At 56.8% G+C, this 11,821-nt stretch carries 13 protein-coding genes; 3 read left to right on the forward strand and 10 right to left on the reverse strand.

The window, feature by feature from the left end; genetic code table 11:
- Nucleotides 1-29: 29 nt before the first annotated feature.
- From recJ to xerD, 3 genes are read right to left on the reverse strand one after another with little or no spacing between them, the layout of a single operon-like run.
- Nucleotides 30-1,763 (reverse strand): single-stranded-DNA-specific exonuclease RecJ, encoded by a 1,734-nt coding sequence (recJ, locus tag E5C26_RS19780; RefSeq protein ID WP_135317815.1) that lies wholly within the window; start codon nucleotides 1,761-1,763, stop codon nucleotides 30-32.
- A gap of 6 nt (nucleotides 1,764-1,769) precedes the next feature.
- Nucleotides 1,770-2,486, reverse strand: coding sequence for a bifunctional protein-disulfide isomerase/oxidoreductase DsbC (gene dsbC, locus E5C26_RS19785; RefSeq protein WP_135317816.1), 717 nt, complete (start codon nucleotides 2,484-2,486; stop codon nucleotides 1,770-1,772).
- A 27-nt stretch (nucleotides 2,487-2,513) separates the two neighbouring features.
- On the reverse strand, nucleotides 2,514-3,413 hold the full coding sequence (gene xerD / locus E5C26_RS19790; RefSeq protein WP_135317817.1) for a site-specific tyrosine recombinase XerD: 900 nt from the start codon (nucleotides 3,411-3,413) through the stop codon (nucleotides 2,514-2,516).
- A gap of 107 nt (nucleotides 3,414-3,520) precedes the next feature.
- Between xerD and fldB the strand changes: the two genes are divergently transcribed.
- A complete protein-coding gene (gene fldB / locus E5C26_RS19795) occupies nucleotides 3,521-4,039 on the forward strand; it encodes a flavodoxin FldB (RefSeq protein ID WP_017893855.1) in 519 nt (172 codons plus the stop codon).
- 36 nt (nucleotides 4,040-4,075) lie between these two features.
- On the opposite strand, the gene creD is transcribed toward fldB, so the two are convergent.
- The 5 genes from creD to sdhE all read right to left on the reverse strand — a co-directional run bounded on the left by creD (nucleotide 4,076) and on the right by sdhE (nucleotide 8,301).
- Complete coding sequence (creD, locus tag E5C26_RS19800) at nucleotides 4,076-5,440, reverse strand: cell envelope integrity protein CreD (protein ID WP_135317818.1); 1,365 nt, start codon at nucleotides 5,438-5,440, stop codon at nucleotides 4,076-4,078.
- A gap of 81 nt (nucleotides 5,441-5,521) precedes the next feature.
- Entirely contained in the window at nucleotides 5,522-6,940 is a 1,419-nt protein-coding gene (gene creC / locus E5C26_RS19805) for a two-component system sensor histidine kinase CreC (protein ID WP_135317819.1), read from the reverse strand.
- Nucleotides 6,937-7,632, reverse strand: coding sequence for a two-component system response regulator CreB (creB, locus tag E5C26_RS19810; RefSeq protein ID WP_135317820.1), 696 nt, complete (start codon nucleotides 7,630-7,632; stop codon nucleotides 6,937-6,939). The genes creC and creB overlap by 4 nt, the downstream gene beginning before the upstream one ends.
- Nucleotides 7,632-8,054, reverse strand: a complete 423-nt coding sequence (locus E5C26_RS19815; protein ID WP_135317821.1) for a protein YgfX — start codon at nucleotides 8,052-8,054, stop codon at nucleotides 7,632-7,634. The genes creB and E5C26_RS19815 overlap by 1 nt, the downstream gene beginning before the upstream one ends.
- Nucleotides 8,035-8,301 (reverse strand): FAD assembly factor SdhE, encoded by a 267-nt coding sequence (gene sdhE / locus E5C26_RS19820; RefSeq protein ID WP_037418284.1) that lies wholly within the window; start codon nucleotides 8,299-8,301, stop codon nucleotides 8,035-8,037. The genes E5C26_RS19815 and sdhE overlap by 20 nt, the downstream gene beginning before the upstream one ends.
- Before the next feature lie 322 nt (nucleotides 8,302-8,623).
- Here sdhE and ygfZ point away from each other — a divergent pair, with 322 nt between their 5' ends.
- Entirely contained in the window at nucleotides 8,624-9,616 is a 993-nt protein-coding gene (gene ygfZ / locus E5C26_RS19825; protein WP_135317822.1) for a tRNA-modifying protein YgfZ, read from the forward strand.
- A 37-nt stretch (nucleotides 9,617-9,653) separates the two neighbouring features.
- On the opposite strand, the gene E5C26_RS19830 is transcribed toward ygfZ, so the two are convergent.
- Entirely contained in the window at nucleotides 9,654-10,151 is a 498-nt protein-coding gene (locus E5C26_RS19830; protein ID WP_135317823.1) for a DUF2165 family protein, read from the reverse strand.
- Nucleotides 10,152-10,313: 162 nt separating this feature from the next.
- Complete coding sequence (gene trhA / locus E5C26_RS19835; protein ID WP_135317824.1) at nucleotides 10,314-10,988, reverse strand: PAQR family membrane homeostasis protein TrhA; 675 nt, start codon at nucleotides 10,986-10,988, stop codon at nucleotides 10,314-10,316.
- 183 nt (nucleotides 10,989-11,171) lie between these two features.
- Here trhA and E5C26_RS19840 point away from each other — a divergent pair, with 183 nt between their 5' ends.
- Nucleotides 11,172-11,780 carry an HD domain-containing protein gene (locus E5C26_RS19840; RefSeq protein ID WP_135317825.1) on the forward strand — a complete coding sequence of 203 codons (609 nt, stop codon included), beginning with the start codon at nucleotides 11,172-11,174 and terminating at the stop codon, nucleotides 11,778-11,780.
- Nucleotides 11,781-11,821: the final 41 nt, after the last annotated feature.

Below are 11,821 nucleotides of genomic sequence, written 5' to 3' on the forward strand. Positions count from 1 at the left end.
GCTCACAAGTACCTGTCACCAAACACAAATCAACGCGGCCAGAGGTGTTGGATCAGTAACTGCACGTTGCGGTTGCCACGGAACTCGTTGACGTCGAGCTTGTAGGCCAGTTCCACTTCGCGCACGCTGCTGTCGGGCCACAGGGTGGTGTCGACATTGAAAGCGATACCGTCCAGCAGTGGGCCGCCGCCAAGCGGTTCCACCATCAGTTTCAGGTGTTTCTCGCCCACCAGCCGCTGCTGCAGGATACGGAAGGTGCCGTCAAAGGTCGGTTCCGGGAAGGCCTGGCCCCAGGGGCCTCCTTCGCGCAACAGCTCCGCTGTTTCCAGCGAAAGCTCCTGCATCGCCAGTTCGCCGTCGGACCAAATCACCCCTTCCAGCATCGCCGGATCGAGCCATTCGCCCACCAGATCGCCAAAGCGCTGGCGGAACTCGTCGAATTTACCTTCTTCCAGCGACAGCCCGGCTGCCATGGCATGGCCACCGAACTTCATCATCAACCCCGGATTCAGCGTATCCAACCGCTCCAGCGCATCGCGCATGTGCAGACCGGCTATCGAACGCCCGGACCCTTTAAGAATGCCCTCACCTGCCGGGGCAAAGGCGATCACCGGGCGATGAAAGCGCTCCTTGATGCGTGAAGCCAAAATCCCCACCACGCCCTGATGCCACTCCGGATGATACATCGCCAGCCCGTATGGCAAGGCGGTGCTGCTGCGCTCGAGTTCGTCGCACAGCTGCAGGGCTTCAACCTGCATGCCCTGTTCAATCTCACGCCGGGTCAGATTGAGCGCATCAAGATCGTTAGCCAACATACGCGCCTGCGCGATGTCATCACTTAACAACAATGCCACGCCGATCGACATATCATCCAGTCGTCCGGCAGCATTGAGCCGTGGCCCCAGCGCAAAGCCGAGATCGTTGGCTGCCAACTGACGAGCATCACGATTAGCCACTTCCAACAGCGCCTTGATGCCCGGCCGACATTTGCCGGCCCGGATGCGGTTCAGGCCCTGATACACCAGAATGCGGTTGTTGGCATCGAGCGGTACTACGTCAGCTACCGTACCGAGCGCGACCAGATCCAGCAGTTCTGCCAGATTCGGCATCGCCAGCGCACGTTGTTCGAACCAGCCGCTGTCACGCAGGCGGGCACGTAACGCCAGCATCAGATAGAAAGCCACGCCGACACCGGCCAGGGATTTGGAAGGGAACTCACAACCACGCAGGTTCGGATTGACGATCGCCTCTGCCGCCGGCAGGGTTTCCCCCGGCAGGTGGTGGTCGGTCACCAGCACCTGCATGCCTTTGGCGTGGGCCACATCTACGCCCGCATGGGAAGAGATGCCGTTATCCACCGTCAGGATCAATTCCGCACCGCGCGTTGCCGCCTGCTCGACCACTTCGGGGCTCAGGCCGTAGCCATCTTCAAAACGATTCGGTACCAGATAGTCGACCGCACTGCCGCCCATACTGCGCAGCGCCAGCACCGTCAGCGCGGTACTGGTGGCGCCATCGGCGTCGAAGTCGCCCACCACCATGATGCGGCGATGTTCGGCCAGCGCCTGTTGCAGAATGCCCACGGCGGCGTCAATGCCATCCAACTGCTGCCACGGCAGCATGCCTTTGACGCTGCGTTCCAATTCCTGCTCGGCCTGAACGCCACGCAGCGCATATAAACGGCGCAACAGCGGGTGCAGGCTGGCTGGCAGATGGCTGTCGTCCGCCGTCGCACGGCGGCGTAGTTGTGTTTTGATGCTCACCGGCGATTAACCACCGGTTTTGGTTGCGGTCTGATGCGCGTCCAGCATGGCGGCCATCTCTTTTGGCCCCTGATACCCTGGGATCATCATGCCGTTTTCCAGAATGATCGCCGGGGTGCCCTGAATACCGAACTGCACGCCGAGCGCATAGTGTTTGCTGATGTCGGTTTTACAGGTCGCCGGGGAAACCGCGTCGCCTTTCATCGCGGTATCGAAGGCCTTGGCCTTGTCGGCAGTACACCAGATTGACTGCATGTCTTTCTCGGCCTGGGAATTCAGCCCCTGACGCGGGAACGCCAGATAACGAACGGTAATACCCAGATCGTTATATTCTTTCATCTGCTGGTGCAGCTTGTGGCAATAACCGCAGGTGATGTCGGTAAACACGGTGATCACGTGTTTCTGCTTTGGCGCTTTGTAGACGATCATCTGATCTTTCAGCGCTTCCAGCTTGCCGGTCAGCAGTTGGTTGGTGACGTTAACCGGCTCTTTGCCACTGACGTCGTACAACGGGCCTTGCAGAATGTGTTTGCCGTCTTCGGTCACATACAGCACGCCGTTATCGGTCAGCACGGTTTTCAGGCCGTTCACCGGTGAAGGCTGCACGTCCGCCTGTTGAATGCCCAGGCTACCCAGTGCTTTTTGGATTGCCGCGTCGTCAGCATGGGCCGCGCCGGTCACTGAAGCCACCAGCATAGAGAGCAGCATTAAACCTTTCTTCATTCTTCCAATCCTTTTGAACCCGGCGTGTCAGGCACGCGGGTGGTGCTGTTGATGTAGCTGTTTAAGTCTTTCGGTCGCTACATGCGTGTAAATTTGTGTGGTCGAGAGGTCGCTATGCCCCAATAACATCTGTACGACACGGAGATCGGCCCCATGGTTCAGCAAATGGGTGGCAAACGCGTGGCGCAACACGTGCGGCGACAGCCTCTCGCTGTCAATGCCCGCTAGGATCGCATAGTGTTTGATACGATGCCAGAATGTCTGTCGGGTCATTTGTTGGCTGCGGTTGCTGGGGAACAACACGTCCAGTGCCTGACCGTTGACCATCCACGGGCGGCCGTGCTCCAGGTAGTTTTCTATCCAGTACACCGCTTCTTCACCCAGCGGCACCAGTCGTTCCTTGTTGCCTTTACCTATCACCCGCACCACGCCCTGACGCAGGCTGACATCGCTGATGGTCAGCCCGACCAGTTCGGAGACGCGCAGCCCGGTAGCGTACAGCACTTCCAGCATCGCCTTGTCACGCAGCTCCAGCGGCTGATCGACACAGGGCGCCTTCAGCAGCGCATCGACCTGCGCTTCGCTCAAGTCTTTCGGCAGGCGCTGCGGCAGCTTCGGCGAAGCCAGCAGTGCAGTGGGATCGTCGGTACGCATATTTTCGCGATACAGGTATTGGAACAGACGGCGCATAGCGCTCAGCAAACGTGCGGAGCTGGTCGCTTTATAGCCCCCCTCCACCCGATCGGCGAGAAACGCCTGTAGATCCAGCGCCTGGGCCTGTAACAGCGAGCTATTTTTCTGATTCAGCCAGGCGCCCAGCGCCTGCAAATCCAATCGGTAAGAGGCCAGCGTATTTTCTGCCAGATTACGTTCGAGCCACAGCGCATCCAGGAATTGCTCAATCAGCGCACTCTCTTGCTGTTGCACGCGGTCCTCTCTTTGTTACGTTTATGCCACAGGCATTATGCCTTAAGCCGGGACAAATCGGGTATACTCGCTGCAATTCTACCTACGGCAATATAAACGGTTTACACATGAAGATTGGTCTGTTTTACGGCTCCAGCACCTGCTACACCGAGATGGCGGCAGAAAAAATCCGTGAGATTTTAGGTGAAGACCTGGTCGACCTGCACAACCTGAAAGACGTTTCCCCCAAGCTGATGGAAGAGTACTCCATCCTGATCCTCGGCATGCCAACCTGGGATTTCGGTGAGCTTCAGGAAGACTGGGAAGCGATTTGGCCACAGCTGACCACGCTGGATCTCCAGGGGAAAATCGTCGCCATGTATGGCATGGGCGATCAACTCGGTTACGGCGAATGGTTCCTCGATGCACTCGGCATGCTGCACGATCACATTGCCCCGCTTGGCGTCCAGTTTATTGGCTTCTGGCCGATCGACGGCTTCGAATTCACCAGCCCGAAACCACTAAGCGCCGACGGCAAACACTTTGTCGGCCTGGCGCTGGATGATGTGAACCAATACGACATGAGTGAAGAACGGCTGCAACAGTGGTGCGAACAGATCCTGCTGGAGATGGAACCGCTGCTGTAATGCCCATGGGCGCGGTGACCGCGCCCAATCTGTGGCTTACTTCCACAACCGGAAGCGTTTCTCTCCTTCGCCGGTTGGCGTTTCGCCGTTCATGCGCGCCGGATCGGCCACCTGATACCAGTCCAACTTACGCGTCAGCAGCATAATTCCCGCCAAAATAGCGAACAGCAGCCCTGCCCCCAGCACCAAGGCATTATCTTCCGACTGCAGCAGCAGATACAACACGCCATACAACATCAACAGACTGGCCGCGAATAGCGCCCCGCGCAGCCTGCCGCGCAGTACTGCACTGAGATAAAAGGCGATCAGTCCGCTACAGGCGATGCTGGCCAGCAGATAAGCGGTGCCAAAGCCAAAATGCTCGGAGAATGCCAGTAATATCAGGTAGAACAACACCAGCGCCGCGCCAACCAGCAGGTACTGAATCGGGTGCACACGCAAACCGGTCAGGGTTTCGAACAGGAAGAACGCCATAAACGTCAGGCCGATAAACAGCACTGCATACTTCACCGCGCGTTCGGTCAATTGATAGTGATCGACCGGTTCAATCAAACTGGTGCTGAAGGTGGGCAGCTTGTCTTCGCCAAGGATTTCGTCGTCGTAATGGAAGGCGCTGTTGATGTTGTTGGCAAACCAGGTGCTGCGCCAGCGTGCACTGAAACCTTTCTCCGTCACCTTGCGTTCGTCCGGTAAAAAGTTACCGAGGAAATTCGGGTGTGGCCAATTGCTCTGCAACGTTAATTCACTGCTGCGACCGAGCGGGACCAGTGACAGGCTGCTGGTGCCCGCCAACGTCAGGGTGAAGTCGGCGTCCAGCCCCGTTTTTTGCAGTGCGGCCAATTTCAGCGGCGCATGGACCCCTTGCGGTAGCACATTCACCTGGGTGCCAGGCTCAAACACCGTTTGTGACTCTGCACCGATAAGCGGCGAGATGCTTTTGATGCCGCGCGAATCGCTCAACGAGACCAACAGGAAAGGCTGACCGATCGTCACGTTACTGCGCTGCAAATCCGTCAAATCCGGTTGACCGAACTTCACCTTAAACTGCAACGGCCCCTGATAGATCTGAGTCTGGTAAATGCCCAGCTTGCGCACCTCCACGTTCGGCTTGCCGCTGACCTGCAAACTTTCCGGCAGCAGATAACGATGATGACGAACTATCTGCACCACCTTCTGCCCCTTGTCATCCGTCTTCTCTTCCCGCTCGCTATAAGGGATAACAATCAACGGCCCCAAAATGCGCTGCGCCCGGCTGGTGCTTTCGCTGACCTGCCCAACCACACTCTGGCGGTAGCCACTACGCTCATCAATCACATTCATTAACATCGTTACCGGGATGATCATTAAAATCATTAATCCCAGCAGAGTGGTTATTTTCCAAAACAGTACCGATTTCATCATCGCGCGCTCCATGTAGTTAATGAAGTCACGATAAAAGTCTCAAGTGAAAGCAGGATGTGGTTATGTGAAGGGACGGTGAAGTCAGAGCGATAAGGTAAAAATAGCGGTCACGCCGTGCGGCTGACGGTTGCTCAACTGGATACTGCCACGGTGCAAGCGCGCCACTTCCTGCACAAAATTCAGCCCCAGACCGCTGCTTTTCGGCTTATCCGATCGGGCCAGAGAATAGAAACGCTCGAACACTTTATCCAGTGCATAATCCGGAATGCCGCTGCCGTCGTCACTGACGGTGACCTGATAGTGGCCTTCGTGGCGTTCACCGCGCACCTTGATGGTGCCGCCTGCTGGGGTGAAGTCCAGTGCGTTGTCCAGCAAGTTGGTCAGCGCCTGGCTAATCAGCAGTCCATCGCCGCTCAGGGTGATATCTTCCACCCCCTCAACCTGTAGCAGAACGCCGCGCCGCACGGCCTGCGCCTCTTTGCCTGCCACGGCCTGACGCACCAGTATTGCCATCGCCACTGGCACCCGTTCCAGGACTGGCCGGCTCTCCAGCCGTGCCTGCACCAACAATTTATCCACCAGTTGCTGAATACGTGCGCTCTGTTGTTCGATATTGGTCAGAAACCGCTGCGCCGTAGCCGCCGGCGGTTGTTCCTGCAACAGCTCCGCCGCACCGCGGATAGCCGCCAGCGGGCTTTTCAGTTCGTGGGTCAGGGTATGTACATACTGCTCAATGTAGGCCTTGCCCTCCAGCTTCACTCGCATGCTGTCCAGCGCCTGCGCCAACTGGGTCAATTCGTGGCCGCCCATTTTCGGCAACGGCAGGCTTTCGCCCTGCGCCACGCCGTCAGCGTAGTGCACCAGCCGCCCAATCGAGCGGTTAATCCACCAGACAAAACCCAGGCCGATCAGCAAGGCAATGCCCAACAGCAGCGCACCGGCCCACAGAATGCGCCGCTCACTGCGCTTGATCACCGGTGTCATGGTGCTGTTGGGTTTACCGACGCTGAGCACGCCGATGATTTTCCCCTGTTCCATTACCGGCGCGGCAACGTACATCACCGAGCTGTTTTCATCCTGCGGATCGCTGCGCGTGCTGCGCGCGCCGTACTGACCAAGCAGCGTCAGATAAACGTCATTCCAGCGTGAGTAGTCCTGGCCGACCGCCTTGCCGCTGGAGTCAAAAATGACCTTGCCGTTTTGATCGGTAAGATAAACGTGATATTCGCTGCGATCCTTACGGATACCGCCAATATTGGCACCAATGGGGCGTTGATTGAGTTGAGAAAAAGCTTGAGCCAGTTGCCCGTGCGCCGCGTCGGCGCGTTGCATGTCCAGACGCGCAATCTGCGCCAGCAGATTGGCGGTATCCACCAGTGTGCCTTCGGTCGCGCGCCGCACGCCGGGTTTCACTTCCTGTACGAAAATGCTCAGTACAAAATAGCCCGCCACCGCCACAATCAGGAAATATCCCAACAGCAGACGCAGGCCTATTCTCATGGCTGGCGACTCACGCTGTAGCCGAGGCCGCGATGAGTGTGGATCGGGGGTTCAGCGGGATCGATGGCGCGCAGCTTGGCACGCAGCGTTTTGATATGAGTGTCGACGGTGCGATCCAGGCTTTCTTCAGCCAGCGCCCAGACGCTTTCCATCAGTTGCTGGCGTGAAAATACCCGGCCAGGTGCCAGCAACAGGGTTTTCAACAGCAAAAATTCGTAACGGGTCAGCAGCAGCGGCTGCTGATGGTAATGGATGGCCGCGGCCTGTTCATCCAGGCTAAAAGGGCCGAAGTGATACAGGGCCGGCTGCTGCAGGCGCTGCTGTTTTTGCAGGCGGCGCAGGATAGTGCGCACCCGGGCGCTGACTTCTCGCGGGGAAAAGGGTTTGGCAACGTAATCGTCGGCACCGATTTCCAACCCAATCAGGCGATCAAGCTCATCGCTACGGGCGGTGAGGAATAAAATAGGCAAATCTGCCGCCTGTGATAACAACCGACGGCAGAGTTCAAAACCATTGATATCCGGCAGACCAACATCGAGGATCGCCAGCGCAGGTACCCCTTGCGCCAACGCCTGTAATGCCGGTTCACCGCGATCGAACCAGCGCACCTGAAAGCCTTCGCTCTCCAGGGTATAAATCAGCGTATCGGCAATGCTGGGTTCATCTTCCACCAGCCAGAGCGTCGGCTTCATCAGGGTTCCTCGTCATCACTGGCGGACGGATACAGCAACCGTTGGCGCAAATGCCGCCAGTCGGCTTTAGCCATGGCGTCGGAAGCCAGCCACAGCCGACGGCGCTTTTTGCCCCCCACCGGCTGTAACGTCAACAAAATGCCGTAACGTGGCATCCAGGGCTGCTTTACCAGTTGCCACTCCTGCCCATGCCAACCCAGGCGTTGGTTCTCCAGCAGGCGCAACTCGCCCTGCCGCGACGCAATACGCTTTTGGCTGCGAATACACTCAAACACCACCAGCGTCAGTAACACCAGCCAGATCGGACCATAGCCTTCCGGCCAGGGTGAAATCAGGATCAGCAGGATCAATACGCCATGGGTCAGCAGTGAAAGTAACTGGGTGCGCCAGGAAATACGGACGTCACATCGCCACTGGGCCACGGTCTTTATTTCGCGTCTGGATCAGTGTCACCATTCTCTGCAGTTCGCTGTCCTGCGGAGCGCCATGATTCATCAGCCAATTGAAGAGATCGGGATCGTCAGACTCCAGCAGACGGATAAACAGCGCCTTGTCTGTATCATTCAACTGGTCGTATTCATATTCGAAGAACGGCATGATGGAGATGTCCAGCTCACGCATACCACGGCGACAAGCCCAGTGGATACGTGCTTTATTATTAATATCCATGTTGTTATGACTAACCTCTTTTCAGCGTGGCAACGCCATCGCAGGGTTCAACTGACACACTGTATGGCAACACCGGCGCGATATAATTCCATCAGCCAAAGATCTGTCTGCAAGGGTTACCCTTGGCCGCAAGCCTATAGAGTAACAATTTGACATACTCGCCGGGAAGGACGTTCTCGGTGTAAAGCGTAATAAAGCGCTAAATGTCAAAAAAAGCGCTGCCGACAAGGCAAGCGTGAATAACAGTTTGCAAAGCCCGTCGCCTCTTTTACCATGGGTCAACACACCTTCAGGTAAGCTAAACGTTAAGCAGGTTCTTACTATGGCGTATAAAATTCCATTTCCACCCCGTCAGCCTTCCGCGTCTTCCCATCTGCCCCTGACCCTGATCTCACTGGAAGATTGGGCGCTGGTGACATTGAACGGACCGGATACGGTGAAATACCTTCAGGGCCAGGTGACCGCCGATATCGAAGCGCTGCCGGCCGATAGTCACGTGTTGTGCGGCCACTGCGACGCCAAGGGTAAAATGTGGAGCAATCTGCGTTTATTCCACCGCGGTGAAGGTTTTGCCTATCTGGAGCGCCGCAGCGTGCTCGACAGCCAACTGGCTGAAATCAAGAAGTACGCGGTATTCTCCAAACTCACCATTGCCGCCGACAACGAAGCAGTGTTACTGGGCGTGGCTGGTTTTCAGGCACGTGCGGCACTGGCGGGCGTTTTCAATCACCTGCCGGATGCTGAACATCAGGTGGTGCAGGACGGTGAAACGACCCTGTTGCACTTCTCGCTACCGGCAGAACGTTTTCTGCTGATCACCACCGCCGCCGTTGCCGAACAGTTGGTTGCCAAACTGCACGAGCAGGCCGAACTGAACGACAGCCAGCAGTGGCTGACGCTGGATATCGAAGCCGGCTACCCGGTGATTGACGCCGCCAACAGCGGGCAACTGATCCCACAAGCCACCAACCTGCAGGCGCTGGATGGCATCAGCTTCAGCAAGGGCTGCTACACCGGCCAGGAAATGGTGGCGCGCGCCAAGTTCCGCGGGGCCAACAAACGTGCGTTGTACTGGCTGGAAGGCAAGGCCGGGCGCGTGCCGCAGGCCGCTGAAGACGTGGAATTGCAACTGGGTGAGAACTGGCGCCGTACCGGTACGGTGCTGAGCGCCGCCAAACTGGCCGACGGCACGCTGTGGGTACAGGTGGTGCTGAATAACGATCTGGACGCCGACAGCAAGCTGCGGGTTCGCGACGATGCCGCCAGTCAACTGGCCATCAAACCGCTGCCATATTCACTGGCGGAAGAAAAATAATCCCCAGGCAGCAGGCTCACGCCTGCTGCCTGATCCCTTACTCATCCAGTTCGCCGTCGCGCTGCACCAGATAGATCAGCACTAAAATGAGGGTGACAAAGAAGCGGAAAGCATCGGGCACCCCGTTCCATTGTTTCGACATCCACATGCCGAACCACTCACCGCCCACCGACATAAAACCCACCTGCCAGGTCAGAAAACCGAGCGTCAAACCGGCCACTGCCAGCGTTTTCTTTCTATTGAAGGCCACTGCGAACAGCTTCAGGCCGCACAACAGACGCAGCCCCCCCATCCAACACAACAACGCGGTCAGACTTTCCAGCGTAATGATGCCAATGTACCCGGCATGATGCAGCCACGGAGTCTGTATTGAACGGTAAGTGATGGTGGCGTCAGGAAAAATGGTGTCCATCATAAAGACATGACGTACAAAGGCGAAATTGGAGCCGTAGTCCGTGATATTGCCAAATGCCACCAGCGTGGCGAACAGCGCCATCGCGCACACCAGCAACGCTTTGGATAAGCGAACGATCATATTGATGAGTCCTGAAAAAGTTAACGTAAACACCGAAGGTGTAGTTCGCGGGCTCAGGAATGAAGAAATGGGCTTGCTGGATACCCGAAAGAAACAAGCGCCTCTTTTCTAACTGAAAAGAAACGCTTAATCAACATGATATTAACGCCTGCCAGGGGGATATCAGACGTACAGATAAATCGCCATAAAGTGGCACAGGCTGCCGCCGAGCACGAAACCATGCCAAATCGCGTGGCCGAAGCGGAAGCGCTTCGATGCATAGAAGATCACACCCAGGGTATAAACCACGCCACCAACCGCCAGCAGCGTCACACCGCCCAGCGCCAGACGAGTCGCCAACTGATAAATCACGATCAGCGACAGCCAGCCCATGGTCAGATAGGTCACCAGCGAAAGCGCTTCAAAACGGTGGGCGAACGCCAGTTTGAACAGCACGCCCAGCAGTGCCAAACCCCAGATTACCGCCATCAGCCCCTTGGCCAGCGGTGAGTTCAGCCCCACCAACAGAAACGGCGTGTAGGTACCGGCAATCAAAAGGTAAATGGCGCAGTGGTCAAATTTTTTCAGCCAATGCTTGGCTTTTTGGTGGGGAATGGCATGGTACAGCGTGGAGGCAAGGAACAGCAGGATCATGCTGCCGCCATAGAGACTGTAGCTGGCAATCGCCGTCACGTCAGCCCCCGTATCCACCGCCTGCACCAGCAGTAATACCAGGCCGACAATACCGAAAACCAAACCTATACCGTGGCTGATGCTGTTAGCAATTTCTTCCGCCCACGGATAGGCCGTGTCGGCAATTTTTTCAGTACCGGCTTTCACTACGCCCGTTTTTCCCATTACACACAACCCCTCAAAACAGCCAACATTGTTCGAAATTACCGCAAGGCAGCTTAACTGAGAATAATTTCAGTGTACACGTGTACGCTAAAATAAAACTGTGTGCGCGTGTAACCATCGAAATCTGCCGCCTGCTGGTCTACAATCGTTCGGCTTCAACCCATCTACCATGAGGTTTACACCATGTCATCCGCTGTACCCGCGTTAGATTTCGGCTCCATGACCCAGGTCATCCAGTTCCTGATGGAAATCGACAAGTTGAAAAGCGTGCAACGCCGCACCAAAGTGCTGGGCACCCAACGTCAGGAGAACTCTGCCGAACACAGCTGGCACTTTGCTATTGCCGCCCTGAGTCTGGCCCCCTATGCCGGTGAAGGTGTGGATATCCAGCGGGTGATCCAGATGGCACTGCTGCATGACATCGTTGAAATCGATGCCGGTGATGTGCTGGTCTATGACCTGGCCGCCCGTGCAGCTGTCCATGATAAAGAAGTGGCGGCGGCACGCCGGTTGTTCGGTATGCTGCCGGACACTCAGCGGGAGTATTTCACCGCTTTATGGCAGGAATATGAAGATGGCGAGAGCGCCGATGCGCGCTTTGCGCTGGTGCTGGATCGCACCATGCCAATGCTGATGAACCTGCATAACGAAGGCCAAAGCTGGGTCGAGAACGGTATCAGCCTCGAGCAGGTACTGTCGCGCAACGCCGCCATTGCCGATGTTCAGCCGGAGCTGTGGAAACACCTGCTGCAACACCTGCAGGACGCGCAGCGCAAAGGCTGGCTGAAGTAACGCCACTGCTGTTGCGACAAGCCGGGTGATCCCTTCACCCG

The organism is Serratia proteamaculans (assembly GCF_004684015.1).
Classification (GTDB): Bacteria; Pseudomonadota; Gammaproteobacteria; order Enterobacterales; family Enterobacteriaceae; genus Serratia; species Serratia proteamaculans_F.

Coding starts and splice junctions, on each gene's coding strand:
- creC (WP_135317819.1), bottom strand. CDS start 6,940: ATGAGAATAGGCCTGCGTCTGCTGTTGGGATATTTCCTGATTGTGGCG.
- E5C26_RS19830 (WP_135317823.1), bottom strand. CDS start 10,151: ATGATCGTTCGCTTATCCAAAGCGTTGCTGGTGTGCGCGATGGCGCTG.
- creB (WP_135317820.1), bottom strand. CDS start 7,632: ATGAAGCCGACGCTCTGGCTGGTGGAAGATGAACCCAGCATTGCCGAT.
- E5C26_RS19840 (WP_135317825.1), top strand. CDS start 11,172: ATGTCATCCGCTGTACCCGCGTTAGATTTCGGCTCCATGACCCAGGTC.
- ygfZ (WP_135317822.1), top strand. CDS start 8,624: ATGGCGTATAAAATTCCATTTCCACCCCGTCAGCCTTCCGCGTCTTCC.
- sdhE (WP_037418284.1), bottom strand. CDS start 8,301: ATGGATATTAATAATAAAGCACGTATCCACTGGGCTTGTCGCCGTGGT.
- dsbC (WP_135317816.1), bottom strand. CDS start 2,486: ATGAAGAAAGGTTTAATGCTGCTCTCTATGCTGGTGGCTTCAGTGACC.
- trhA (WP_135317824.1), bottom strand. CDS start 10,988: ATGGGAAAAACGGGCGTAGTGAAAGCCGGTACTGAAAAAATTGCCGAC.
- fldB (WP_017893855.1), top strand. CDS start 3,521: ATGAAGATTGGTCTGTTTTACGGCTCCAGCACCTGCTACACCGAGATG.
- creD (WP_135317818.1), bottom strand. CDS start 5,440: ATGATGAAATCGGTACTGTTTTGGAAAATAACCACTCTGCTGGGATTA.